This window comes from Streptomyces sp. NBC_01166 (genome assembly GCF_045039765.1).
Lineage (GTDB): Bacteria > Actinomycetota > Actinomycetes > Streptomycetales > Streptomycetaceae > Streptomyces.
The window spans coordinates 1,292,750-1,316,747 of the sequence record NZ_CP108613.1 but is presented as its reverse complement, the minus strand read 5'-3'; the positions used below and the strand labels follow the sequence as shown (position 1 = coordinate 1,316,747).

Genomic DNA, 23,998 nt, shown 5'->3' with positions numbered 1-23,998 from the left:
GACTCTGTCATCCAGAATATTGGACGGAATGTGTCTGACCTCGATCAGCTGACGCAGTCGCTCGCCCGCAACCTCAAGCGCTGGCGGGGCGAGCGCGGTTTCACCCTGGACGCTCTCGCGGCACGGGCGGGGGTCAGCCGCGGCATGATCATTCAGATCGAGCAGGCCCGTACGAACCCGAGCGTCGGCACCACCGTGAAGCTCGCCGACGCGCTGGGCGTCAGCATCACCACCTTGCTCGACTACGAGCAGGGGTCCCAGGTGCGGCTGGTGCCGGAGGACCAGGCGGTGCGCATGTGGTCGACGGAGGCGGGCAGCTCGACCACGCTCCTGGTGGGCACGGAGGCCAGGGGGCCGATCGAGCTCTGGTCCTGGCATCTGATGCCCGGCGACAGCAGCGCCTCCGACCCGCACCCCGAGGGGACGGTGGAGCTCCTGCACGTCACGGCGGGAGAGCTGACCCTGATCGTCGACGGCGAGACCCATGTGGTGCCCGCCGGCACCTCGGCGACGTTCGAGGCGCACGTGCCGCACAGCTACCGCAACGACGGCCCCGAGCCCGCCGACCTGACCATGGCGGTCTCGATCCCACCGGTCCGCCGAGTGGGCAAGTGAGCAGCGCATGAGGGCTGTTAGCGTGAGCGGCATGCGCTCACTCCTGGGTATCTTCAGCGATGCCGCCCCTGCCGCCGACCGGCTGGACCTGCTCATCCCTCCCGTCGCGGCAGCGGTGGAGACCGGCTGGGGCGGCATCCCGGCCGAGTCGGTCCTCCACGTCGACACCGACCCCGAGATCGCCGACACGGCCGTGTTCACCGAGCGCTACGGCCTGGAGCTGCTCGACACGTCGGCCAACTGCGTGGTGGTCGCGGGCAAGCGCGGCGCTGACACGACCCTCGCCGCGTGCGTGGTGCTGTCGCGTGCTCGGGTCGACGTGAACGGGGTGGTGCGCAAGCACCTCGGGACCCGTAAGGCGTCCTTCGCCCCGATGGACGTGGCCGTGGGCGAGACCGGCATGGAGTACGGAGGGATCACCCCGATCGGCCTCCCGGCGGCCTGGCCCCTCCTGGTCGACCCCGCCGTGGCGGACGAGGAGTGGGTCCTGATCGGCAGCGGCAGCCGCCGCGGCAAGCTGATCGTCCCGGGCAAGGCGCTGGCCGCACTGCCGGGAGCGCTCGTGCTGGAGGGCCTCGGCGTCTGAGGGGGCGGCAGTGGACGGGGACGCTCAACAGCCGCTGGGCCGACGGTCCCTGAGCCATTCCGCAGCGAAGTCCACAGCCGCGCGGAGAGGGAACAGGTGGCTCCGCGCCGCCCCCACCCGGCCGTTGCCGACCACTCCGGCCCGCGCACGGACGAAGTCGGCCCCGAGCGCGGCGAAGTCGCTGTCGTCCAGGGCGATGTCCTCGTACTCCCACCAGCGGCGTCCGCCCTCCGACGCCACCACGCAGCGGTAGAGACGGCGGGGCGGGGCGGGGCGGCGGTACTCCGCGAGGTGGAAGGCGGTGCAGCTGTCGAAGCCCGTGCCCAGCAGCAGCACCGATGCGTCCGCCTCGTACAGCCGGGCGAGGGGGGAGTCCTCGCCCAGGTGACAGTCCGCGCGGTGGCTCGACAGCAGCTTCTCCGCCGCCGGGCCGAGCGCGGCGAACGAGGTCTGCGGGTGGGCGCTGCGCAGCGCGCCCGGAGCCAGCCGCACCGACTCGGCGAGCGCGCCCATGCCGGGTGCCGGAGACGTCGCCGGGTCGAACGCCGGCATCGACGCACGCACCTCGGCGCGGGCCTCGGCACTCAGGCCGCGGACCCGGTCCAGGTATGTGCGCGAGGTGTCGGAATTCTCCGGGGTGAAGGCAGGGACGACCAGCGTCCCCTCCGGGCCCAGGGTCCGGCGCAGCGCATCGGCCATGCCGCCCGCGTCACCGCCCGCGGAGCGCATCGAGGCATGCACCAGCAGGACGCCGCCCCGCCGCACGCCGAGCTCGTACAGCTGGGTGGCGGCGCGCTCACCGCCGAGGAGGAGATGCTGTGTCACAGCGCACATTCTCCCCGCCGGAGGCCTCCCGCGACACCACGCCTTCGGGCGGCGGGCGACCGCGTGCCGGTGGGCGCGTCCGGCGGCGTTCTGCCGAGCGCGCCGGAGGACACCCCGCAGCAGGCTTCAGCGGCGACGGTCCAGGCGGGGTATCTCGATCGCGGGGCAGCGGTCCATCACCATGGCGAGACCGGCGGCGCGCGTGCGGTCGGACGCCTCCTCGTCGATCACGCCGAGCTGGAACCAGACCGCCTTCGCGCCGACCGCAACCGCCTCGTCGGCGACACCGCCCGCCAGGTCGCTGTTGACGAAGACATCCACCACGTCGACGGGGAAGGGTATGTCCGCCAGTGAGGCGTATCCCTGTTCGCCGTGGACCGGCTCCGCCTTGGGGTGGACGGGCACCACCCTCTTGCCGAAGCGCTTGAGGACCTCCGCCACCCCGTAGGCCGCGCGGGTGCGGTTGGTGGACAGGCCGACCACCGCCCAGGTGTCGCCCGTGTCCTGGAGAATCCTGCGAACCGTCTCGTCGTCTGCGTACATGCCCTGACAACGGACGGTCCCGCCGGACCATTCCCCACGGGAGGGTGAAAGTGCGGGGCGGCCCGGCGCATAGGGTGGACCGATGCAGGAGCAGTACCGGACAGTCGCCCGCGCGGGCGTGCACGAGACCGAGGTCAGCCGATCCCGCTTCCTCTGCGCGCTCGCCCCCGCCGCCACCGAGCAGGAGGCGCAGGAGTTCATCGCGCGCGTCCGCAAGGAACACCCCACCGCCAACCACAACTGCTTCGCCTACGTCATCGGCGCCGACGCCTCCGTGCAGAAGGCCGGTGACGACGGGGAGCCCGGCGGGACGGCGGGCGTCCCCATGCTGCAGATGCTCATGCGCCGTGAGGTGCGGTACGCCGTCGCGGTAGTCACCCGCTACTTCGGCGGCGTCAAGCTCGGAGCGGGCGGACTGATCCGGGCGTACGGAGGAGCGGTAGGCGAAGCGCTCGACGCGCTGGGCACGACCACCCGCCGCCGGTTCCGCCTCGCCACCGTCACCGTCGACCACCAGCGGGCGGGCAAGCTGGAGAACGATCTGCGGGCCACCGGAGTGGACGTCCGCGACGTGACCTACGCGGAGGCTGTGACCATCGCCATCGGAGTGCCGGACGCCGACGTCGACGGCTTCAGGGCCTGGCTGGCCGACGCCACGGCAGGCTCCGCGACGTTCGAACCGGGCGGCGAGGCGTACGGGGATGTCCCGGGCGGATGAGGGGCCCGGGGCCGCGCGGCATTAGCGTGGTCGGGCCGGCCGCGGAAATCCGCGGCTGGACAGCGTGCGGACCGGTCCGGTCCTGGGGGCGGAGGAAGTGGCACATGCGGGTCGGAGCAGCCGGAGTGATGGCATGAGGATTCTGCACACCTCGGACTGGCATCTGGGGCGGTCCTTCCACCGCGTCTCCATGCTCGACGCCCAGGCCGCGTATCTCGACCACCTCGTCATGACGGTGCGCGAGCACGCCGTCGACGTGGTCGTCGTGGCGGGCGACGTCTACGACAGGGCCGTGCCGCCGCTCCCGGCGGTCCAGCTCTTCGACGACGCGCTGCACCGGCTCGCCGCCGCCGGCGTACCGACCGTCATGATCTCCGGGAACCACGACTCGGCCCGCAGACTCGGCGTCGGCGCGGGGCTGATCGCCCGGGCCGGCATCCATCTGCGTACCGACCCCGCCGACTGCGCCACCCCGGTCGTGCTGCGCGACACGCATGGCGACGTGGCGTTCTACGGCCTCCCCTATCTGGAGCCGGCACTCGTCAGGGACAGCCTGGGTGCCTCGAAGGCGGGGCACGAAGCCGTCCTGACCGCCGCGATGGACCGGGTGCGGGCCGACCTCGCCGCGCGGCCGGACGGCACCCGGTCCGTGGTTCTCGCCCACGCGTTCGTGGCGGGCGGCGAACCGAGTGACAGCGAACGCGACATCACCGTCGGCGGTGTCGCCGCCGTCCCCGCAGGAGTCTTCGACGGCGTCGACTACGTCGCACTCGGCCATCTGCACGGCTGCCAGACGGTCACGGAACGCGTGCGCTACTCGGGCTCGCCTCTCGCCTACTCCTTCTCCGAGCACACGCACCGCAAGACGATGTGGCTGATCGACCTCGGTCCCGGCGGGGACATGGCCGCCGAACGCATCGACTGCCCTGCGCCGCGCCCGCTGGCACGGCTCCGCGGACGCCTCGGCACGCTGCTGGAGGACCCCGCCCTCGAACGGCACCAGGAGTCCTGGGTGGAGGCCACGCTCACGGACCCGGCGCGGCCGGACGAGCCGATGGCCCGCCTGACGGAGCGCTTCCCGCACACCCTCAGCCTGGTCTTCGACCCCGAGCGCTCCCCTCAGGACCCCCTCGCTTCGTACGCCCAGCGGCTGCGGGGGCGTGACGACCAGCAGGTGGCGGAGGACTTCGTGGCCCATGTACGCGGCGGAAGCGGACCCAGCGCACAGGAACGGACGGTGCTGCGCGCCGTCCTCGACGACGTACGGGTGGGCGACGGAGTGGACGAGGTGTCCCGTTGAGGCTGCACAAACTCACCCTGACCGCGTTCGGGCCCTTCGGCGCCACTCAGGAAGTCGACTTCGACGCACTGTCCTCGGCCGGGATCTTCCTGCTGCACGGCCCCACCGGCGCGGGCAAGACCTCCGTCCTCGACGCCGTCTGCTACGGCCTGTACGGGGCGGTGCCCGGTGCCCGGCAGAGCCCCGGCACCTCGCTGCGCAGTGACCACGCCCCGGTGGACCTGCCGACCGAGGTGTGCCTGGAGCTGACCGTCGGAGGACGCCGCCTGGAGATCACGAGGCGCCCCGCCCAGCCCCGCCCCAAGAAGAGGGGCGGCGGCTTCACGACCGAGAAGGCGCAGAGCTGGCTGCGCGAGTACGACCCGGAACACGGCTGGAAGGCTCTCAGCCGCTCCCACCAGGAGATCGGCGAGGAGATCGGCGGCCTCATCGGGATGAGCCGGGACCAGTTCTGTCAGGTGGTACTCCTGCCGCAGGGCGACTTCGCGCGGTTTCTGCGCGCCGACGCCGAGGCGCGCGGGAAGCTGCTCGGCAGGCTCTTCGACACCCGCCGCTTCGCCGCGGTCGAGGAGCGCCTGGCCGAACTGCGACGCGTGGCCGAAGCCCGGGTCAAGGCGGGGGACGAGCGGATCCTCGCCCTGGCCCAGCGCATCGCCCAGGCGGCCGGTCCGGTGGCGGACGAGGTGCCGCTGCCGGACGCGAGGCCGGGTGAGCCCGGTCTCGCCGAAGGGGTCCTGCAGTGGGCCGCCGTCGCGCGCAGCGGAGCCGCTGAACGGTCCGACATCGCCCGGTGCGTCCTGGCCGGGGCCGAGGGCCGGGCCGCCGCCGCGCGCCGCGCATTCGAAGCCGAGCGTGAACTCGCCCGGCTCCAGCAGCGCTACGAGGAGACCCGACGCCGTGCCGCAGGACTGGAGGACCGCCGTGCGGAACGCGACCGCTGCCACGAACAGCTGGCCCGCGCGCGCAAGGCGGACCTGGTCGCGCCGGCGCTCGACCTGCGCGACGAGGCGGAGCGGGCCCATCGCACGGCTGTCGAGGCCCGCGAGCGGTCCCGTGCGATGCTGCCTCCCGAACTGGCCGAAGCGGGCTTCGAGCAGCTGGCCGGCACGGAACGCTCACTGCGGGCGGAGCTGGGCGCACTCGACGCCGCACGCCGGGCCGAACGGCGCAGCCGGGAGATCGACGCCGAACGCTCCGGCCTGGAAAGGCAGTCCCGCTCCGACGACGAACTGATCCAGGAGGCGGCACAGTGGCTGGCCGGCTGGGACGCCACCCACCGGAGCCTCAGGGAACGCGTCGAGACGGCTCAGGAGGCCGCGACCCGCGCGGAACAGCTGGCCGGCCGCCTCGACCCCGCGCGCAGGAGGCTGGAGGCGGCACGCCGCCGTGACGCCCTTGGTGTCCGGGAGGAGACCGCGGCGGCCGCCCTGACCGCGGCGCGCGAGCGTGCCGTGGAGGCGCACGAGAAATGGCTGGCGCTGCGGGAGCAGCGGCTGCGGGGCATCGCCGCGGAGCTGGCGGGTCAGCTCGTCGATGGCGTCGCCTGTACGGTGTGCGGCTCGGCGGAGCACCCGGAGCCGGCCCGCGCGGAGGCCGGCCACGTGGACCGGGCCACGGAGGAGGCGGCGCTCGCCGCCCACCAGCGGGCGGACCGGGACCGTGCCGAGGCGGAGAACGAGCTCGGGGTGGTGCGCGAACGCCTCGCCGCGGCCCGGGCGGAGGCGGCGGACCCGGAGGACGAGGACGGGGCCACAGGGCCGGCCGGCCGGTCGCACGCCTCCGTGGCCGCACTGCGGGACGTCGTCGACCGCCTGACCCGGGAGCACGCGGACGCGCACCGCACGGCCGCGGGGACGCACGCGGCCAGGGAAGCACTCGCCGCCGCCGAGCGTGAGCACCTCGGCCGCCTCGACGACCGGCAGCAGGCCGAGCGGCGTGGAGCGGCCCGCACCTCGCAGCGGGAAGCGCTCGACCGTGAACGGTCCGCGCTGGAAGCCGAGTTGGTGAAAGCGCGGGGTGCTTGCGACTCCGTGGCGGAACACGCCGGTCTCCTGGAGCGCCGTGCCGGGCTGCTGGCCGACGCCGCCGAGGCACTCCGTGTGGAGCAGGACGCGGCCGAGCGGCTCAAGGAGGCCGACGGCAGGCTCGCCGACGCCGCCTTCAGGGCCGGTTTCGCCACCCCGGAGGCCGCCGCCGCGAAGCTCCTGGGCGATGCCGCGCAGCGGGAGTTGCAGCACCGCATCGACGCCTGGCAGACGGAGGCCGCCACGGTCGCCGACCGGCTGGCCGAGGAGGACGCCCGGGTCGCCTCGGACCGGCCGCCCGCGGAGCCGGACGCGGCCCAGGAGGCGTACGACCGGTCCGCGCAGGTGCTGCGCGACAGCGCCGCGACGCATGCCGCCGCCGAGGAGCGCTGCGTTGAGCTCGGCCGGCTCTCCCGTCGCGCGGAGGAAGAGGTTCGCGCCCTGGGCCCCCTGCGCCAGGAGTACGAGAGGGTGGCTCGTCTCGCCGGTCTGACCGCCGGCACCTCCGCGGACAACGAGCGCAAGATGCGGCTGGAGGCGTACGTGCTGGCGGCGCGCCTCGAACAGGTGGCCGCCGCGGCGACGGCCCGCCTCCAGCGGATGTCGGCGGGCCGCTACACGCTGGTCCACTCCGACGAGCGCAGCGGGGGCCGCAGGGCGGGGCTCGGACTGCATGTCGTCGACTCCTGGACGGGCCGGGAGCGCGACACGGCCACGCTGTCCGGCGGGGAGACCTTCTTCGCCTCGCTCGCGCTGGCGCTCGGCCTCGCCGACGTGGTGACGGACGAGGCGGGCGGAGTGCGTCTGGACACGCTCTTCATCGACGAGGGTTTCGGCAGCCTGGACGACCAGACGCTGGACGAGGTGCTCGACGTCCTGGACTCGCTGCGCGAACGCGACCGCAGTGTCGGCATCGTCAGCCATGTGGCCGACCTGCGCCGTCGCATCCCGGCCCAGCTCGAGGTGGTGAAGGAGCGGCACGGATCGGCGGTGGTCCACCGGGCGGCCGGGACGCTCAGCGGCTGATCGCCTGACGGGGGCGAGTGCTCCCGGATGCCGTCAGGTACCGGTGAGGGCTCCGAACAGGCCCTCGCCGGTGTCCCCGGCGGGGAGGCCGCTGACCTGACCGTCACCGACCTCCACCACCCGCCACGCCCCGTCCTCCCGCAGCGCCATGTCGGTGGTCACCCACCGGCAGCCGAGAGCGCGGACGGCTTCGCCGACGGCGTCGAGGGCGGGCGCCGGGAGCAGGCCGGGCGTGTCCGGATGAGCCGTCACCCGCACCGCCTCGCCGTCCAGCCACCACACCCGTGCCTCTCCGCCCGGCACGAACGGTTCGTACGCGCGCAGCACTACGCCGCCGGCCAGGAAGTCCCCCTGCAGTTCGACGAACCGGCCGACGACGCGAGCGAGCCGTTCCTCGTCCCCCAGCTCCGGGACGAAGCACGCCTCATCCCATTCGTGCTTACGGGACTTCACGAAGTCCTTGACGATTCCCGGGCCGGAGCCGAGCCCCCCGGCGAGGCCCGACCACACGGACGGCTCCGGCAGCGCTTCACCGGCGGCCAGGGCGCGCCACACGCTGCGCGGGGTGAGATCGGCGAACACCTCGTACCAGCCGGGGAGTTCGTGGGCAGTGCGGTAGGCGGGGGCATCGGTGAGCAGCGAGCAGCCACGGGCGGCGAGTGCGTCCTGCAGCTCCGCGTAGCGGGCGGGCGGAACCATCCAGCCCCGGTACCAGTAAGCCCCCGAGTCCTGCGGTACCCGGCCGACGGCCGCCTCCGCATCCCCGGCGAGCAGCGCGTCGTGGTCGACCGAGGCGGTCCGCGCACCGGCACGCCGTGCCGCGGCCGCTTCCTGGGCGAACGCAGGATCAGGGTGCCGCGGGCGCAGAGGGTCGCAGCAGAACAGAAAGCCGGTCGCAGGCATGCGGACATCATCCTTCGGGCTGGCGGTGGGGGAGAGAGGCGTGCGGGGGGCCGGCGGCGCGCACCGGCCCCCGCACCGCCGGGATCAGAGCCTGGACAGCTCTTCCACGAGGTCGTCCAGACCGAGCGACCCCTGCGACAGGGCCGCCATGTGCCAGGCCTTGAGATCGAACGCGTCGCCGTGTGCCTTCCGGGCGTTCTCCCGGCCCAGCAGCCAGGCACGCTCGCCCAGCTTGTAGCCGATGGCCTGCCCCGGCATGGAGAGGTAGCGGGTCAGCTCGCTCTCCACGAAGTCGGCGGGCCGGCCGCTGTGGCTGCCGAAGAACTCCTCGGCCAGAGCAGGCGTCCACCGCTCACCAGGATGGAACGGGGAGTCGCCGGGGATCTCCAGCTCCAGATGCATGCCGATGTCGACGATCACCCGGCAGGCGCGCATCATCTGCGCGTCCAGATAACCGAGGCGGCGCTCGGCGTCGGGCAGGAAGCCCAGTTCGTCCATGAGCCGCTCGGCGTACAGCGCCCAGCCCTCTGCGTTGGCGCTGACCTGGCCGACCGACGCCTGATAGCGGGAGAGGCTGTCCGCGACATGCGTCCACTGCGCGATCTGCAGGTGGTGGCCCGGCACGCCCTCGTGGTACCAGGTGGACACCAGGTCGTACACGGGGAAACGGGTCTCGCCCATGGTGGGGAGCCAGGTGCGGCCCGGCCGCGAGAAGTCCTCCGACGGCCCGGTGTAGTAGGGAGCTGCGGCACCGCCCGCGGGAGCGATCCGGGACTCCACCTTCCGCACGCGCTCGGCGAGTTCGAAGTGGGTGCCGTCGAGCGCCTCGATGGCCTCGTCCATCAGGCTCTGCAGCCAGACCCGGACCTCTTCCACACCCTCGATGTGCTTGCCGTGCACGTCGAGGTGGGCGAGCGCCTCCCAGGGGCCCGCGCCGGGGAGGATCTTGTCCGCCTCGGTCTTCATCTCGGCCAGCAGCCGGTGGTATTCGGACCAGCCGTAGGCGTACGCCTCGTCGAGATCCAGGTCCGTGCCGTTGAACTGGCGTGCCCAGCGGGCGTAGCGCTCCCGGCCCACCGTGTCGGGGGCGCCCTCGATCGCGGGCGCGTAGACGTCCCTCATCCAGTCCCGCAGGGCGACCAGGGCCGCGGCGGCCTGCCCGGCCGCCTCGTCCAGCTCGGGGCGCAGCGACGCGGGTCCCCCGGCCACGAAGTCCTGGAAGAATCCGGGCCCGCCGTCCTCCCCTGCCCAGGTCCCCAACTGGCCGATGAACGTCGCGGCCGGACGGGGACCGCCGTACAGCTTGCGCTCCAGACCGAGGGCGAGCGACTCGCGATACCCCTCCAGCGCCGCCGGTACCGCCCGCAGCCGGTCCACGACCGCGGCCCAGTCATCGTCCGTCGCCGTCGGTGTCGCCGAGAACACGTCGCGGAGGCTGTGCGCCGGGGAGTGGATGTTGGAAACGGCCCGCAGCCCCTCCTCGGCCTCATGGACGGCGAGTTCGGCCGTCAGGCGCTCCCGCAGCAGGCGCGCACACCGCCGCTCCTCGTCGGCGTCCGCACCCGGCACCTGCTCGGCGGCGTCGAGTTCACTGAGGGTGCTGCGGATGAGTCCGGCCAGGGCGGCCTGGCCGGCGGGCGAGAAATCGGGCAGCCGGCGGGAGCTTTCCGCGACACCGAGATAGGTACCTGTGATCGGGTCGAGTTCGATGTATGCGTCGACGTAGGCGTCGGCGACCTGGCGCGGCAGTGCGCTGCTCGATGTGTCTGACATGTGGGACATCCTCGTACGGAGAAGGCCTCCGCGTCACGGGGAAACAGGACTTCGGATCACGCGCCGGTCGCCGGCGGCATCAGAGGGCCGCACTCCCACTGCTGGAAGATCAGCCGGGTCTCCACGCGCGCCACCTCGCGGCGTGAGGTGAACTCGTCCAGCACCAAGCGCTGCAGGTCCGTCGGGTCGGCGACGGCCACATGCACCAGATAGTCGTCGGGTCCGGTGAGGTGGAAGAACGCCCTGGATTCGGGCAGCGCCCTGACCCGTTCGACGAAGGGGCCGATGAGCTCCCTGCGGTGCGGCCGGACCTGGACCAGCAGGAGCGCCTCCAGGCCCCTGCCGAGCCGCGCCGGATCGAGCCGCAGCCGGTGCCCGAGGATCACACCGGACCGGCGCAGCCGTGCCACACGGTCCAGACATGTGGACGGGGCCACTCCGACTTCTGCGGCCAGCTCCCTGTACGTCGTCCGCGCATCGTTCTGCAGCAGCCGCAGAATGTGCAGATCAACCGGATCGAGAACGACGGATTCAGGCATCGGGCGAACGTAGCACGGCGTTCCGATGCCTCGGGCCGGTTGCTGTTCAGGCTGGTGACATGGACACCGAAGCCTCCTCGCTGACATCCCAGCCCCCCTTCCGGTCCAGGGCGCTCGCCACCGAAGCCGTGCACGCCGGACGCGACGACCTCGCCTCTCTCGGCCTGCACGCCGCGCCGATCGACCTGTCCACCACCTATCCCTCGTACGACTCCCGGGGCGAGGCCGCGCGCATCGACGCCTTCGCCACCACCGGGGCCAGGCCCGACGGCCCGCCTGTCTACGCACGGCTCGACAACCCGACGACGGGCCGCTTCGAAACGGCACTGGCCCGGCTGGAAGGAGCGGACAGCGCGGTCGCGTTCGCCAGCGGGATGGCGGCGCTCACCGCTGTCCTGCTGGCCCGCGCGAGCCTGGGGCTGCGTCATGTGGTCGCGGTGCGGCCGCTCTACGGCTGCAGCGACCACCTCCTGAGCGCCGGACTGCTGGGCACCGAGGTGACGTGGACGGATCCGGCGGGCATCGCCGACGCGATCCGCCCGGACACCGGTCTGGTGATGGTGGAGACGCCCGCCAATCCGACGCTGGCCGAGATCGACATCAGGGCCGTGGCACACTCCTGCGGCTCCGTGCCGCTCCTCGTCGACAACACCTTCGCCACGCCCGTGCTGCAGCGGCCCCTCGAACACGGGGCCCGGATCGTGCTGCACAGTGCCACCAAGTACCTGGGCGGTCACGGTGATGTGATGGGTGGAGTCGTGGCCTGCGACGAGGAGTTCGCCGCGACCCTGCGCCAGGTCCGGTTCGCCACCGGCGGCGTGCTGCATCCGATGGCCGGATATCTGCTGCTGCGCGGGCTGTCTACCCTGCCGGTACGGATCCGGGCCGCTTCGGCCTCCGCCGCCGAACTGACCCGCAGGCTCTCGGCCGACCCCCGCGTGGCCCGCGTGCACTACCCGGAGGTGGGCGGCGCGATGGTGTCCTTCGAGGTGTTCGGGGAGCCGCACCGGGTCATCGCGGGGGTCCGGCTGATCACGCCCGCCGTGAGCCTCGGCAGCGTGGACACCCTCATCCAGCATCCGGCCTCCATCAGCCACCGCATCGTGGGTGAAGGAGACCGGAGGGCCGCCGGTGTCGGTGACCGTCTGCTGCGTATGTCCGTCGGCCTGGAGGACGTCGAGGACCTCTGGGCGGATCTGTGCCAGGCGCTCAGTGACGGAAGCGCTGTTCCGCAGGCGGCGCGAACTGCTGGGCGGGAGCCGCGGCCAGCCGTGCGGTGATGACCAGGGTGCCTTCCTCGATCTGGTAGTCGAGAGGCAGCGAGAGCGCCCGCATGGCGGCCACCATCCCCGTGTTGTGGGCCTGCGTCACCGCGTAGACGCTCTCGCAGCCCGCCTCGACAGCCAGGGCCACCAGCCGGCCGAGGAGCTCGGAGCCGATGCCGCGGCGCTGCCAGTCGTCCTCGACGAGGAGGGCTACCTCGGTATCGTCCCCGTCCCAGAGCAGGTGGCCGAGCGCCACCAGCCGGCCGGAGGCCGTCTGCACGGCGAGTGTGCGGCCGAAACGGGGACTGAGCAGGTGGTCCAGATACCGGTCGGCGTCACGGACCGGACCGTGGTAGCGCAGGCCCAGGGTGTGCTCGGAGCAGCGTCCGTGCATGGCGAGGGCCGCGTCGAGGTCGTCGCGGTCCGCGCGGCGCACGGTGATCTCGTTGCCCTCCGGCAGGGTGAGGACGTCCTCGCTGCGCGGGACGCGCGGGCCGAGCCGCGCGTCGAGCTCGACCAGCGCACGGGCACGGGCGAACTCCGTCGGGGTGAAGGGGAGGTAGGGGCGCTCCACGGTGATGACACCGCCCGACGGATCGCGCAGCCTCATCACGGTCTCCTCGAGGACACCTTCCACCGGTGCGCTCTCCCCGGTGGGGCGGCCGGTGATGGACAGGGCGGGCAGCGAGTGGATGGTGCACCGGCCCAGGAGCTGGCGCAGGGCCAGCGGGAGTTCGGCCGCGTCCAGCGCGGTGCGGGTGGCGAGGCCGAGGACCCGGGTGGGCGTGTCCACCAGGTCGTGGGCGTCCGCGCGCTCGATCCAGGTGGCGGACCCGCCGGCGGCGGAGACCTCCCGGGTGAGCTGCTGGGCCGGCAGCGTCGCGGGCGCACGCAGCAGGAACTCGTCGACGGTGCCCTCGGCCAGGGGGTGGGTCTGCAGGGTCAGGATGTCGATCCGGTGACGGGCCAGGGCGATGCAGAGGGCGGCCAGGGCGCCCGGCGTGTCCCGCACGGTCGTCCGCATCCGCCAGAGCACCGTTTCGGCGGGCTCGTCGGTCCCTACGGTTTCCTCGGCGTCGGCGGAGAGACGCCCCGGGCCGGCGCCGGTATCGGTGTCCGGGGGTGGTGCGTGACTGTGCCGCCGCGCCCACCACGTGTGGAAGGCGGCCGTGGCGGCCAGAGCCACGGCCGACGCCATGAGCAGATAGGGCCCGTCGGGCTGGTGCCCGATCAGGTTGGCGATCGCGTCGGCCACGGCCACGGCCGTGAAGAGGGCGGCCAGCTCGATCAGGTCCCGCCGCCAGTGGTGCGGACGGCGGGCACTCTTCGCGGATGTCACATCAGTCATGCCTTCACTGTGACCGAACGGTGTTGCCTGATCACGAACGCATTGTGACTGATGGGTTACGTGTGGATCTGGTCGCCTTCAGCACCTTTTTCGTGTCCTCGTCCTCGCACCGCCGACGAGCCCGTCCGGCCCCCCCAAGGTCGGAACTCACTGTCCGGTGCGCCCCGGCTGCAGCACCTTGCTGAACAGGACCGTGCCGCCCTGCGCCCGCAGCCGCACGGTCAGCTCCCCGCTCCCGCCGTCGATGTCGACCTCTCCGAAGAACTGCGGCTGTTCCATGGGGGAGACGTTCTGCCGGTCGGGTGCCCGGACGAAGACCCGCTCCGGGCCGAATGTCCCGTCCAGCGCGTTGGCCGGGAAGCTGCCCGCCGCCAGAGGGCCCGAGACGAACTCCCAGAACGGCGCGAAGTCCTTGAAGGCCGCGCGCTCGGGGGCGTAATGCTGGGCGGAGGTGTAGTGCACGTCGGCCGTCAGCCAGACGGTACCGGTGATACGCCGGTGCTTGATGTAGCGCAGCAGCTCCGCGATCTGCAGTTCGCGCCCCAGCGGTGCGCCCGGGTCTCCCTGGGCGACCGCCTCGAAGTCCGTGGCTCCGTCGGGGACCACCAGCCCCAGCGGCATGTCGGCGGCGATCACCTTCCACACCGCACGGGACCGCGACAGCTCGCGCTGGAGCCAGCGCAGTTGCTCGGCGCCGAGGATGCCCTGGGTGTCGTCGGGCTGCCTGCCGGGGGAGTTGGCGTTGCGGAAGGACCGCATGTCCAGCACGAACAGATCGAGCAGCGGACCGTGCCGCACCACGCGGTGCATGCGCCGCTCGTCCGGCGATCCCTGGAGCGTCGTGACCGGGAAGTACTCTCGGAACGCCCGCATCGAGCGCGTGGCGAGCAGGTCCACGTTCTTCTCCGTGTAACGGGCGTCGTCGAGGATCTGGCCCGGGTACCAGTTGTTCCGCACCTCGTGGTCGTCCCACTGGATGACGGAGGGGACCTGCGCGTTGAACTCCCGCAGGTTGTCGTCGAGCAGGTTGTACCGGAAGTTCCCGCGGTACTCGGCCAGGGTCTCGGCGACCTTCGACTTCTCCGGGGTCGTGATGTTGCGCCAGATCCGGCCGTCGGGCAGCGTCACGCTGGGCTCGATCACTCCGTCGGCATAGATGTTGTCGCCGCTGCAGAGGAAGAAGTCCGGGTCCAGGCGGCGCATTTCGTCGTACACCCGGTAGCCGCCGATGTCGGGGTTGATGCCCCACCCCTGGCCCGCGATGTCGCCGGACCAGAGGAATCGCACCCCGTCACGCCGGCGCGCAGGTGCCGTGCGGAAGGTTCCGTACACCGGCTTTCCCGTGCGACGCGGGTCGTGCGGGTCCGCGAGCGTGACGCGATAGTGCACCTGCTCGCCGGCCGGCAGGCCGTACAGCGGGGTCGTGCCGGTGAAGTCCGTACGTGCGTCGACCAGCGGGCCGTGCCATGTGCGGGCCCGGCGGAAGGACTCGGTCGCGGAGGTCTCCACCACCATCTGCGCGGGGCGGTCCGAACGGACCCAGACGAGGGCGGACGACGCCGTGACATCACCGACCTGCACGCCCCAGGACGCGCTCGGCCGGCCCGACAGCGCGAAAGCGGGAGCCGTGGTGACCGCGGCCGGCACGGCGACCGCCGCCGAGGCCAGGAGCGAGCCACGCAGGACGGTGCGGCGGCCGGGGGCCGGGACGAGGGGACGGTTCGACATCGATGCGCCTCCATGGGCGAGAGGGCTGCCGGGACAGCGGGGGCGTACAGGCTGACTGCAGCCCTATGCCTAATACCTGGTGGCGGCGGGCACGCCAACCACAGATGAACAACCGGTCGGTCCGCCCCTCCGCCCCTATGCCTCGACCACCGGGACCCGGGGTGCCCGGCCGTCTCGGACCGCCTCGGCCAGGAGCCGGACACCGTGCTCCACGACGGCGGGCGCCAGCTGCGCGTAACCGAGCACCAGACGGACCGTGCTGTCCCGCGCCTCGCCCGCCGTGCAGTCGCTCAGCGGACGCAGCGCGATGCCGGCGCCCGCCGCCCGCCGCAGGAACTCGTCCTGCGGCCCGAATCGTTCCGGCAGCCGGGCGATGATGTGCAGACCCGCGGAGATCCCGCTGACCTCCGCCCCCGGGAAGTGCCTGGCCAGGGCTTCCGTAAGGGTGTCGCGGCGCTCCCGGTACGCGCGCTGACAGCGGCGCAGCTGTCGGTCGTAGCCGCCGCCGGCGACGAAGTCCGCCAGTACCGCCTGGTCGACCGACGGGTTGCCCAGGTCCATCGTGCGCTTGCGGGCGACGATGGCTTCGGTCATCGAGGCCGGGGCGATGAGCCAGCCGAGCCGCAGGCCGGGAGCCAGGGACTTGCTCACCGAGCCGGTGTACACGACATGTTCCGGGTCCAGACCCTGCAGGGCCCCGACCGGCGCCCGGTCGTAGCGGAAGTCGCCGTCGTAGTCGTCCTCCATGATCACGCCCGAGGTGCGCCGGGCCCAGTCGAGCAGTTCGCCGCGCCGCCCGGAGGAGTACGCGATGCCGGTGGGGAACTGGTGAGCCGGGGTCGTGACCACCGCGCGCACCCCGGAGCGCAGCAGCGGTTCGACCGCCAGTCCTTCGTCGTCGAGCGGCAGCGGAAGCGTCCTCAGGCCGGTGGAGGCGAACAACGAGGCGTGCTCGGGGCTGCCGGGATCCTCGACACCGACCGCTGCTTCGCCGCGCTCGCGCAGGACGAACCCCAGCAGGGTCGTGGCCTGGGCCACTCCCGAGCACACCACCAGCCGCTCCGGATCGGCCACCACGCCACGGCGCCTGGTGAGCAGGGAGGCCAGCGCCACGCGCAGCTCCGGCAGGCCGCGCGGATCCGGGTAGCCGAGGGAGCTGTGCGGCAGCCGGTCCAGGACCGTGCGATGAGCCGCCGCCCAGGCGGTCCGCGGGAAGAGCGCGAGGTCCGGGGTGCCCGGACGGAAGTCCACCTGGGGGCCGGGCGCCCACGGTGACAGATCCCGCGCTCCCTGCGCGGCGGGCCGCACCGCTCCGCTCACCCAGGTGCCCGCGCCCCGGCCGGCGCGGAGGTAACTCTCCGCCGTCAGCTGCTCGTACGCCTCGGTCACCAGGCCGCGCGACACCCCGAGATCGGCCGCGAGCTCACGGCTGGCAGGCAGCCGGGTGCCTGCTGCCAGACGGCCCGAACGCACGGCATCACGCAGGGCCGACTGCAGCGCGCGTCCCCGCCGGCGTGCGGGGGCGGAGGCGGCGGGGAGCAGCAGTTCCCAGGCGGCTGAAGCGTCCCCGCCCCCGTCGGGCGAGACCGGACCGGGCGGTGGATTGGTCCCCGAAGAAGTCATGGAAGTGGACCTTAAACGGGACCGCCACGGAATCTAGCGTCGCCCTCATGAACGCAACTCGCTTGCGCGGGGCCCTCCTCGCTGCCTTCGCCTGCACCCTCGTAGGCGCCTCCTTCACGGCGAACAGCGTCCTCGGCGACTACCCGTACGCGGGCGGGCAGGCAGTGCGGTACGGCCTGGCCGCCCTGCTGCTCCTGCCATTGCTGCGCTCAGGCGGCGGCCCCCGGCCCGCCGCGGTCCTGAGGACGCTCACCCGGAGGCAGTGGGGCCGCCTGGGGGCTCTCGCCGCCATCGGAATGGTCGGTTTCAATCTCGCCGTCCTGGCGGCGGAACGTACGGCCGAACCAGCTGTGCCGGGAGTGCTCGTCGGGTGCGCGCCCATCGTCGTCGGCGTCCTCGTGCCCGCCATGGAAGGGCGCCGCCCCACCCGGGCGGTTCTGTGTGCGGCGGGTCTCGTGGCCGTCGGGGCGTTCACCGTCCAGGGCTGGGGCCGGACCGACCTGGCGGGCGTCCTCTACTCGGTGGGCGCACTCGGTGGTGAGGTCGGCTTCGCGGTGCTTGCCGTGCCGGTGCTGCGGCCCCTCGGACCGAAACTGCTGTCGGCGGTCGTGTGCGCCGTGGCGGCCGTGGAATCCGCGCTGCTCGGCGTCCTGCTCGACGGAGGAGGCATTCTGCGGATGCCCACCGTGGGGGAGGGCCTGGCGTTGCTCTGGCAGGCGGCAGTGGTCACCGTCATCGGTTTCGTGTGCTGGTACAGCGGCATGCGGCGCATCGGGGCCGAGCGGGCCACGCTCTTCTCCGGGCTGATCCCCGTATCGGCCGCGCTGACCGCACCGCTGGTCGGTACGGGGACGTACGGCGTGGGTCAGGGCGTGGGCAGCCTTCTGGTGGGTCTGGGGGTGGCGCTGGGATCAGGCGTTCTGGGACGGGGCGGCACCGGTGCGTCGGCGGCTCGTGTCGAGGATGACCCGCGCGACGGCGGCCGGGGCGTCGTTCATCGGGACATGGCCGCAGTCCGGAAGGCGCACGAGGCGCGCGCCCGGTATCACGTGCTTGGCCCTGACGCCCTGCCGGCGCAGGAGCAGCCGGTCCTTGTCGCCCCAGGCGATGCTGACGGGGACGTCCGGTACGTCGTCGGTGAACGCGACGGTCAGACCGGCCGCCAGAGTCTGCCGGAACGCGGTGGCCTCGCGCAGGGCGACGGTCTCCGACACGACCGCGCCCGGTGAACGGCGGCCGGGGCGCGCGTAGATGGTGCTGGTCAGTGCGGCCCGGCCGGGTGAGCTCTGCGACAGCCGCTCGATCAGCGGCATCGGCATCGAGAGGGCCGCTCCGCGCATCGCCCGCAGCACCCCGAAGGCGTAGCGGCGCTCGCTCCGGGTCCAGAAGCCGGCGGGGGACAGCGCCGTCACCGAACGGACGAGCTTCTCGCGCCCCAACTCCAGTGCCAGCAGGCCTCCCAGAGAGTTACCGGCCACATGTGGCCGCGCCACGCCGAGCGCGTCGAAGAACGAGCCGAGCACCGGAACCATGGTCCGCAGATCATGGTCGAGCCCCTGCGGCAGCGCCGGTGAGGCGCCGAACCCGGGCAGGTCCACCGCTATGACGTCCCGCTCGGCCGCCAGGATGCGCACGACCGGATCCCATGCCTGACGGTGATGACCGATGCCGTGCAGCAGCACCAACGGTTCGCCCGAACCAGTCCGTTCGTACGACACATCGACCGTACGCCGGCCGACGGGGGAGTCCACTGCGAACGAGATCGTGGCGGCCATGCTGCTCCTCGGGACGAGCCTGCCGGGTCGGGGCGGAAGGAATGAGACGCCTCGTCAACAATGATTACCGCCGGGTAGCTCGTAGTTCAAGGGGAGAGCGCGATTCCCGCTGGACACCCTCAGGCGCGTCGGCTGGGATGGATGAGTGACTGCCGACACAGCGACCGATCCCTTCGAAGAACACCGGCCCTTCCTCACCGGGGTCGCCTACCGCATGCTCGGCCGCGTCGCCGACGCCGAGGACGTGGTGCAGGAGGCGTGGCTGCGCTGGTCGTCGGCGGAGCGTGAGGATGTGCGGGAGCCGCGGGCCTTTCTCGTCCGGATCACCACGCGGCTGGCCATCGACCGGCTGCGCCACCTGAGGTCCCGGCGCGAGGCCTACGTCGGGCCGTGGCTGCCCGAACCCGTGGCCACCGAATTCGGTCCGGCCGTCCCTGACTCCGCCGACCGCGTGGTGCTCGCCGACTCCGTGTCCCTCGCCGTGCTGGTCGTCCTCGAGACCCTTTCCCCGCTGGAGCGTGCCGTCTTCGTCCTGCGCGAGGCCTTCGGTTTCCCGTATGCGGAGATCGGCGCCGCTCTCGAACGGTCCGAGGCGGCGGTACGGCAGCTGGCCGGCCGTGCCAAGCGCCACGTGGAGGAGCGCAAGCCGCGGTACGACGTGGACCCGGCCGTGCGGCGCGATCTCACCGAGCGCTTCCTCGCCGCCGCCTCGGGCGGGGACCTGGAGCAACTGCTGGCCCTGCTGGCTCCCGACGTGCGCCTCGTCAGCGACAGCGGAGGCAAGGCGAGGGCGCCGCGGCGGGTCATCGAGACGGCTGACAAGGTCGGCCGCTTCCTCATCGCGGTGGGCCAGGACCTGTCTGCCGCGACGGAGGTCCGCATCCTGGAACTCAACGGCGGTCCCGCCCTGGTGTTCAGTGTGAAGGGAGAGGTGGACACGGTGTTCCAGGCCGAGGTCGGCGACGGAGTCATCCAGTGTGTCTACGTCATCCGCAACCCGGACAAACTGGCAGCGGTGCGCGCGGGTTAGTGGCGCGGGCGGAAGCCCCGGCCCAGGGACTCATGCGCCCCACCCAGCCCCACGACCCTCACCGATGGTGTCGGCCGTGGGGCTTCGTGTTGCCTGCGCCCGTCACCATACGAACGTCCCGTGAACGCTCTGCGGCAGTGGATCGTTTCGCTGCGTCACGGCGCGAGGATTGGTCTTGACCAAGGTGGTTCGCCGTCCTAAGGTCTGAACGATAAGGCAGGAACCTTTAATAAATAACGTCGCGGAATACAAGCCACCGGGCGGATGCGGAGGACAGGGTGGGGACCACGCAGCTGGAATCGGTGCAGGAGCCGAAGTACTGGCACCTCAAGACCGTGCTCAGTGAGGCACTCGACTCGGACTTCGCGGTGGGAGAGGTCCTGCCCAACGAGCGGGACCTCGCGGCGCGCTTCGGCGTAGCCAGGGCCACCCTCCGCCAGGCGCTGGAGCAGCTCGAACTCGAAGGCAGGCTGCAGCGGCGCCGCGGCGTGGGCACCACCGTCGCCCCGCCCCGGGTCGGCGTGGCTGTTGCCACCGCACAGCAGGGATGGGCGGGCGGCGACACGGACGACGCGTGGCAGCCCATCGAGTGCTCCACGGACACGGCTCCTCCGGCGGTCGCCGCGCTGCTCGGTACGGACGCCGGGGAACCTGTGCATGTGGTGCGCCGCATCCGGGTCGCTCAGGGGCAGGCCGTGGCGGCCGAACTCCTCTACGTGCCGACGTCTTCCGTCCCCGAGCTGTCAGCCATCGAAGCGCCGTCAGGGCCTGTCCGGGCCCGCAAAGTCCTGCGGGAACTGCACCGCCTCGACCTCGACGGCCAGGACCGCTCGGTCGAGCTCGGTTCGGCCCGCGCGGACGACGCGAAGGAGCTCGACCGGCTCCCCGGCGCCCCGGTTCTCGTGGTCACCACCCGGCATTTCGCCGCCGCAGGAACGGCAGCGGTCTCCGTAGCCACATACAGGGCCGACACCTGCCGGCTCACCTTCGGGGATTCCGGCGCGCTGGAGATCAGCCACGACGAGCAGGAGCGCAAAGCCTCCTGACGTTCGGGAGACCTGCACCCGACGTCGCCGGGAGCCTGCTTCCCGGACGCGGGGTCCCTCACGGAGTTCCGTCACGGCTTCCCGGACGGGGGTTTGCCCGGAAGTCCTGCCCGGGTGCAGGGGGCCGATCCCGTTTCTTCACGGCCCGTCGCCGTCAGCGGCGGGCCGTCACCGTTCCTTCCACGGCGAAGAGCTGTTCCTCCACATGGTCCAGGGCCAGCCGCAGCGCGCCCGTGGCGACAGCCGCCTCTCCGAGGAGGGAGAGGGTCACCCGCGGCGGCCGCAGGCAGTAGCGGGCGAGCTCGTCGCGGAGCGGGTCGAGAACACCGTCCAGGCCGGCGGCCCAACCGCCGATGACCACGAGCTCCGGATCGAGCGCCAGCACCAGAGCCGCGACATCGTGCATCAGACGCTGGATGAACCGTGCGACCGCGGCCTGCGCCCGCGCATCGCCGTGTTTGGCCTTGGCGAAGACCGCGGCGACGGCATGCTCGTCCAGAGGGTCCAGCGGGGTGTCCGTCGTGGAGAGCAGGTGCTCCGGTGTGACATCGCGGCCGAGGAGATGCAGTGCGCCGATCTCTCCGGCCGCACCACCGAACCCACGGTGCAGTCGCCCGCCGATCAGCGACCCGGCGCCCGGGCTCAAACCCGCCAGGACGAAGACGACGTCGTCCGACTCGGTCGCCGCGCCCTTCCAGTGTTCGGCCACCGCGGCCGCGTTGGCGTCGTTCTCCACCAGGACGGGGCACCGGAAGGAACGCCGCAGTCTTTCGCCGAGCGCGAGACCGGTCCAGTCCGGCAGAGCGGTGCCCAGTCGGACGGTGCCGTCGGCCTCCACGATGCCGGGGCTGCCCACGCCGACCGCGCGCAAGCTGCTCCGCTGCACGCCGGTGCGGCGCAGCACATCGGCGATCATGCCTCTGACCTGGTCGAGTCTGTCATCCGCACACGCCGTCTCGGAGACGTCCCGTGAGCCGGCGCCGACGATCCGGCCGTCCAGCCCGGACAGCAGGGCGGAGACCCGGTGCGGGCCTATCTCGATGCCCAGCAGGAACCCGGCCTCGGCGCGGAACCTGAAGCGCCTGGCAGGCCGGCCCTGGCGCCTGGTTCCGCTCTCGTCGGGCAGCGCCTCCACCACCAGGCCCGCCGCGAAGAGCCCCTCGACGACACCTTCGACCGTGGGGCGCGACAGACCTGTGATGCGGGTCAGGTCCGTGAGCGTGGGCGAATCCGCCCCTCGCAGGGCATGCAGCACCACCGCGGAATTGATCCTCCGCAGCAGAGACGGGTCCCCACCGGTCAGCCTGCCCACCGTGTGTCCTCCCAGGTCGTGCCCATGTCTGCCGGATCGTACTCGCTGACCCCGACCTCGGCGAGCAGCACCCGTAGAGAGACAACCGGCACCGGTCCGGGCCTGGGGAGGGGTGCAGTAGGAACGCCGAGGGTCAGCGGGGAGCTACGAAGCCTGACTCGTAGGCTGCGATCACTGCTTGTGTGCGGTCCCTGGCACCCAACTTCGCAAGCACGGCGCTGACATGTGACTTCACGGTCTCCACACCCACGACGAGCTCGGCGGCGATCTCCGCGTTGGACCGGCCCCGTGCCATGAGGCGGAGCACTGCCGCCTCGCGGTCGGTGAGCGCCGCCCGGACCATCGCGTCCCGCGCCTTGCTCGTGCCGTAGTCCGCGGCGAGCTGCCGGACCGCTGCGGGGAACAGCAGCGACTCACCTTCGGCAACCAGCCTCACCGCGTGAACGATCTCTGCGGGCCGGGCCCGCTTGAGCAGAAACCCGTCCGCCCCTGCCCGCAGCGCCTCGTAGACGTACTCGTCGTTCTCGAATGTGGTCACCACCAAGATCTTCGGCGGATCGGTAACGGTGCGCAGCACCAGCCGGGTCGCCTCGATGCCGTCCATCAGGGGCATGCGCACATCCATGGCCACGACGTCGGGCCGGAGCCTGCTGACGAGAGGGATCACGGCCGCACCGTCGGCGGCCTCACCCACCACCTCGATGTCGTCCTGCGCTTCCAGGACCGCGCGGAGCCCCGCGCGCACCAGAGGTTCGTCGTCGACGAGAAGTACGGTGACCGGCATCCGGTCAGCGTATGCGGTCCAGCGGAAGGCTCGCGTGCACGATCCATTCCCCTTCGTGCGGGCCCGTTCTGGCCTGGCCACCCAGCAGGGCGGCCCTCTCCCGTATACCCCGCAGCCCGCTGCCGCTGCTCGGGGCACGGGCCGATGCCGCGAGCGGGTTGGCCACCTCCAGCTCCAGCCTCTCCTTCGCCACGGCGATCCTCACCCGTACGGGAACGGCGCCGGCATGACGCAGCACATTGGTGAGCGACTCCTGCAGAATCCGGTAGCCCTCACGGGACACCGGGCCGGGGACCAGATCGAGCGGCCCGGTCATTTCCACGTCCATCTTCACGCCGGAGCCGCGGGCCGAATCCAGCAGCCGGTCGGCTTCGACCAGGGTCGGGTAAGCCCCGGCGGGAGGATTCGACTCCCTCAACACGCGCAGGACACGCTCCAGATCGTCCAGTGCCTGGCGCCCCGTCTCCTCGATGGCGGCGAGGGCCCGAGCGGTGAACTCCGGATTGCCCGCCGTCCTGGCAGCCCCCGCCTGCACGACCGCGACCGTGAGCGCGTGTCCGATCGAATCATGAAGCTCGCGCGCTATGCGGTTTCGCTCCAGAAGCTGCTCGGTGCGCTCCTCCAGAGCGGTCAGCCGCTCCGTCGGCGAGGGCCCCAGCAGCCCGCGGGCGGCCGCGGTGGCCACCTCTCCGCACAGGACGACCCATCCGAGAAGTATCAGGACCGGCAGCGGGGCCAGCAGCCCGCACAGCCACCGCACTTCGAGGAAGTCCGTCAGCCAGTCCACGCTCGGAGTCGCACCCACCGAGACACTGATGAGGTCGAACGTGGTCGTCGACAGCCACACGGTGGCGAAGCCCACCGCCGCCGTGAGCAGCAGCCTGACCTCGAGCCAGGCCACGGTGCGCCAGCGGTCCCCCCACGTGCCCGCGGGTGCGGCGGAGATGGTGGGGTCCGGCCGGCCGCGCTCCCCGGGGGTGAGGAGGAGCTGCGCCTGTATCCCTTCGGCAAGGCGCATCGCGGGCAGCAGCCCGACCGGAACCGCGAAGACGAAGGGCATCGGTACCCACGGAGTGTCGATGGCGATGAACATCCATAGGCTGACGACCGCGGACGGAATGAGGAGATGCAGCCAGCGGCTGTACGTGACGGGCGCGGCCAGCGGCCCGAGGAAGTGGCGCATGCCGCCATCGTCTCAGCGCAGGGGCACGGAGGGCTCCCCCGAGCGAGGGAGA

Annotated in this window: 20 protein-coding genes and 1 pseudogene; 9 read left to right on the top strand and 12 right to left on the bottom strand. The window is 72.2% G+C overall.

Annotated features, from left to right (window positions below):
* Nucleotides 1-30 precede the first annotated feature (30 nt).
* On the top strand, nucleotides 31-615 hold the full coding sequence (locus tag OG379_RS06080) for a helix-turn-helix domain-containing protein (RefSeq protein ID WP_405660110.1): 585 nt from the start codon (nucleotides 31-33) through the stop codon (nucleotides 613-615).
* 31 nt (nucleotides 616-646) lie between these two features.
* A complete protein-coding gene (locus OG379_RS06075; protein ID WP_405660108.1) occupies nucleotides 647-1,201 on the top strand; it encodes a YbaK/EbsC family protein in 555 nt (184 codons plus the stop codon).
* A gap of 24 nt (nucleotides 1,202-1,225) precedes the next feature.
* Here the strand turns inward: OG379_RS06075 and OG379_RS06070 are convergent, their stop codons facing one another.
* Together OG379_RS06070 and OG379_RS06065 are read right to left on the bottom strand one after the other, a co-directional pair.
* Nucleotides 1,226-2,035, bottom strand: coding sequence for an aminoglycoside N(3)-acetyltransferase (locus tag OG379_RS06070; protein ID WP_405660106.1), 810 nt, complete (start codon nucleotides 2,033-2,035; stop codon nucleotides 1,226-1,228).
* Between the two features lie 117 nt (nucleotides 2,036-2,152).
* On the bottom strand, nucleotides 2,153-2,569 hold the full coding sequence (locus OG379_RS06065; RefSeq protein WP_405660104.1) for a CoA-binding protein: 417 nt from the start codon (nucleotides 2,567-2,569) through the stop codon (nucleotides 2,153-2,155).
* An 82-nt stretch (nucleotides 2,570-2,651) separates the two neighbouring features.
* On the opposite strand from OG379_RS06065, the gene OG379_RS06060 reads away from it, so the two are divergent.
* The 3 genes from OG379_RS06060 to OG379_RS06050 all read left to right on the top strand — a co-directional run bounded on the left by OG379_RS06060 (nucleotide 2,652) and on the right by OG379_RS06050 (nucleotide 7,637).
* Complete coding sequence (locus OG379_RS06060) at nucleotides 2,652-3,287, top strand: YigZ family protein (protein WP_393757070.1); 636 nt, start codon at nucleotides 2,652-2,654, stop codon at nucleotides 3,285-3,287.
* Between the two features lie 133 nt (nucleotides 3,288-3,420).
* Nucleotides 3,421-4,587, top strand: coding sequence for an exonuclease SbcCD subunit D (locus tag OG379_RS06055; protein ID WP_405660102.1), 1,167 nt, complete (start codon nucleotides 3,421-3,423; stop codon nucleotides 4,585-4,587).
* Nucleotides 4,584-7,637, top strand: a complete 3,054-nt coding sequence (locus tag OG379_RS06050) for an AAA family ATPase (RefSeq protein ID WP_405660099.1) — start codon at nucleotides 4,584-4,586, stop codon at nucleotides 7,635-7,637. Before OG379_RS06055 ends, OG379_RS06050 begins: the two co-directional genes overlap by 4 nt.
* Before the next feature lie 33 nt (nucleotides 7,638-7,670).
* On the opposite strand, the gene OG379_RS06045 is transcribed toward OG379_RS06050, so the two are convergent.
* The 3 genes from OG379_RS06045 to OG379_RS06035 all read right to left on the bottom strand — a co-directional run bounded on the left by OG379_RS06045 (nucleotide 7,671) and on the right by OG379_RS06035 (nucleotide 10,852).
* Nucleotides 7,671-8,540 carry an ATP-grasp domain-containing protein gene (locus OG379_RS06045; RefSeq protein ID WP_405660097.1) on the bottom strand — a complete coding sequence of 290 codons (870 nt, stop codon included), beginning with the start codon at nucleotides 8,538-8,540 and terminating at the stop codon, nucleotides 7,671-7,673.
* An 84-nt stretch (nucleotides 8,541-8,624) separates the two neighbouring features.
* Nucleotides 8,625-10,313 carry a DUF885 domain-containing protein gene (locus OG379_RS06040; protein ID WP_405660095.1) on the bottom strand — a complete coding sequence of 563 codons (1,689 nt, stop codon included), beginning with the start codon at nucleotides 10,311-10,313 and terminating at the stop codon, nucleotides 8,625-8,627.
* Nucleotides 10,314-10,369: 56 nt separating this feature from the next.
* A complete protein-coding gene (locus OG379_RS06035) occupies nucleotides 10,370-10,852 on the bottom strand; it encodes an Lrp/AsnC family transcriptional regulator (protein WP_405660093.1) in 483 nt (160 codons plus the stop codon).
* Between the two features lie 59 nt (nucleotides 10,853-10,911).
* On the opposite strand from OG379_RS06035, the gene OG379_RS06030 reads away from it, so the two are divergent.
* Complete coding sequence (locus OG379_RS06030) at nucleotides 10,912-12,132, top strand: trans-sulfuration enzyme family protein (RefSeq protein WP_405660091.1); 1,221 nt, start codon at nucleotides 10,912-10,914, stop codon at nucleotides 12,130-12,132.
* Here OG379_RS06030 and OG379_RS06025 read toward each other — a convergent pair.
* From OG379_RS06025 to OG379_RS06015, 3 genes are all read right to left on the bottom strand, one after another.
* Nucleotides 12,062-13,465 carry a GNAT family N-acetyltransferase gene (locus tag OG379_RS06025; RefSeq protein WP_405660089.1) on the bottom strand — a complete coding sequence of 468 codons (1,404 nt, stop codon included), beginning with the start codon at nucleotides 13,463-13,465 and terminating at the stop codon, nucleotides 12,062-12,064. The two genes, OG379_RS06030 and OG379_RS06025, sit on opposite strands and share 71 nt — an antisense overlap.
* A gap of 147 nt (nucleotides 13,466-13,612) precedes the next feature.
* Nucleotides 13,613-15,193: an alkaline phosphatase D family protein gene (locus tag OG379_RS06020; protein WP_405660087.1), complete on the bottom strand. Its 1,581-nt coding sequence runs from the start codon at nucleotides 15,191-15,193 to the stop codon at nucleotides 13,613-13,615.
* Nucleotides 15,194-15,328: 135 nt separating this feature from the next.
* Entirely contained in the window at nucleotides 15,329-16,816 is a 1,488-nt protein-coding gene (locus OG379_RS06015; RefSeq protein WP_405660084.1) for a PLP-dependent aminotransferase family protein, read from the bottom strand.
* Between the two features lie 47 nt (nucleotides 16,817-16,863).
* Here OG379_RS06015 and OG379_RS06010 point away from each other — a divergent pair.
* Nucleotides 16,864-17,664, top strand: a pseudogene (locus OG379_RS06010) (DMT family transporter); the annotation flags it as partial.
* 63 nt (nucleotides 17,665-17,727) lie between these two features.
* On the opposite strand, the gene OG379_RS06005 reads toward OG379_RS06010, so the two are convergent.
* Entirely contained in the window at nucleotides 17,728-18,591 is an 864-nt protein-coding gene (locus OG379_RS06005; protein WP_405660082.1) for an alpha/beta fold hydrolase, read from the bottom strand.
* A 145-nt stretch (nucleotides 18,592-18,736) separates the two neighbouring features.
* Between OG379_RS06005 and OG379_RS06000 the strand changes: the two genes are divergently transcribed.
* On the top strand, nucleotides 18,737-19,621 hold the full coding sequence (locus tag OG379_RS06000; protein ID WP_393757050.1) for an RNA polymerase sigma-70 factor: 885 nt from the start codon (nucleotides 18,737-18,739) through the stop codon (nucleotides 19,619-19,621).
* Nucleotides 19,622-19,899: 278 nt separating this feature from the next.
* Complete coding sequence (locus OG379_RS05995; protein WP_405660079.1) at nucleotides 19,900-20,667, top strand: GntR family transcriptional regulator; 768 nt, start codon at nucleotides 19,900-19,902, stop codon at nucleotides 20,665-20,667.
* A gap of 154 nt (nucleotides 20,668-20,821) precedes the next feature.
* On the opposite strand, the gene OG379_RS05990 is transcribed toward OG379_RS05995, so the two are convergent.
* From OG379_RS05990 to OG379_RS05980, 3 genes are all read right to left on the bottom strand, one after another.
* Complete coding sequence (locus tag OG379_RS05990; RefSeq protein ID WP_405660077.1) at nucleotides 20,822-21,979, bottom strand: ROK family protein; 1,158 nt, start codon at nucleotides 21,977-21,979, stop codon at nucleotides 20,822-20,824.
* A gap of 133 nt (nucleotides 21,980-22,112) precedes the next feature.
* Entirely contained in the window at nucleotides 22,113-22,763 is a 651-nt protein-coding gene (locus OG379_RS05985) for a response regulator (protein WP_393757046.1), read from the bottom strand.
* Between the two features lie 4 nt (nucleotides 22,764-22,767).
* Entirely contained in the window at nucleotides 22,768-23,946 is a 1,179-nt protein-coding gene (locus OG379_RS05980) for a sensor histidine kinase (RefSeq protein ID WP_405660074.1), read from the bottom strand.
* Between the last annotated feature and the right edge of the window lie 52 nt (nucleotides 23,947-23,998).

Bases quoted from the DNA above. Each gene is read 5' to 3' on its own strand.
- OG379_RS06030 (WP_405660091.1), top strand. From the start codon at position 10,912: ATGGACACCGAAGCCTCCTCGCTGACATCCCAGCCCCCCTTCCGGTCC.
- OG379_RS06015 (WP_405660084.1), bottom strand. From the start codon at position 16,816: ATGACTTCTTCGGGGACCAATCCACCGCCCGGTCCGGTCTCGCCCGAC.
- OG379_RS06065 (WP_405660104.1), bottom strand. From the start codon at position 2,569: ATGTACGCAGACGACGAGACGGTTCGCAGGATTCTCCAGGACACGGGC.
- OG379_RS06035 (WP_405660093.1), bottom strand. From the start codon at position 10,852: ATGCCTGAATCCGTCGTTCTCGATCCGGTTGATCTGCACATTCTGCGG.
- OG379_RS06005 (WP_405660082.1), bottom strand. From the start codon at position 18,591: ATGGCCGCCACGATCTCGTTCGCAGTGGACTCCCCCGTCGGCCGGCGT.
- OG379_RS05985 (WP_393757046.1), bottom strand. From the start codon at position 22,763: ATGCCGGTCACCGTACTTCTCGTCGACGACGAACCTCTGGTGCGCGCG.
- OG379_RS06020 (WP_405660087.1), bottom strand. From the start codon at position 15,193: ATGTCGAACCGTCCCCTCGTCCCGGCCCCCGGCCGCCGCACCGTCCTG.
- OG379_RS05980 (WP_405660074.1), bottom strand. From the start codon at position 23,946: ATGCGCCACTTCCTCGGGCCGCTGGCCGCGCCCGTCACGTACAGCCGC.
- OG379_RS06055 (WP_405660102.1), top strand. From the start codon at position 3,421: ATGAGGATTCTGCACACCTCGGACTGGCATCTGGGGCGGTCCTTCCAC.
- OG379_RS06070 (WP_405660106.1), bottom strand. From the start codon at position 2,035: ATGTGCGCTGTGACACAGCATCTCCTCCTCGGCGGTGAGCGCGCCGCC.
- OG379_RS06045 (WP_405660097.1), bottom strand. From the start codon at position 8,540: ATGCCTGCGACCGGCTTTCTGTTCTGCTGCGACCCTCTGCGCCCGCGG.
- OG379_RS06075 (WP_405660108.1), top strand. From the start codon at position 647: ATGCGCTCACTCCTGGGTATCTTCAGCGATGCCGCCCCTGCCGCCGAC.
- OG379_RS06060 (WP_393757070.1), top strand. From the start codon at position 2,652: ATGCAGGAGCAGTACCGGACAGTCGCCCGCGCGGGCGTGCACGAGACC.
- OG379_RS06040 (WP_405660095.1), bottom strand. From the start codon at position 10,313: ATGTCAGACACATCGAGCAGCGCACTGCCGCGCCAGGTCGCCGACGCC.
- OG379_RS06025 (WP_405660089.1), bottom strand. From the start codon at position 13,465: ATGACTGATGTGACATCCGCGAAGAGTGCCCGCCGTCCGCACCACTGG.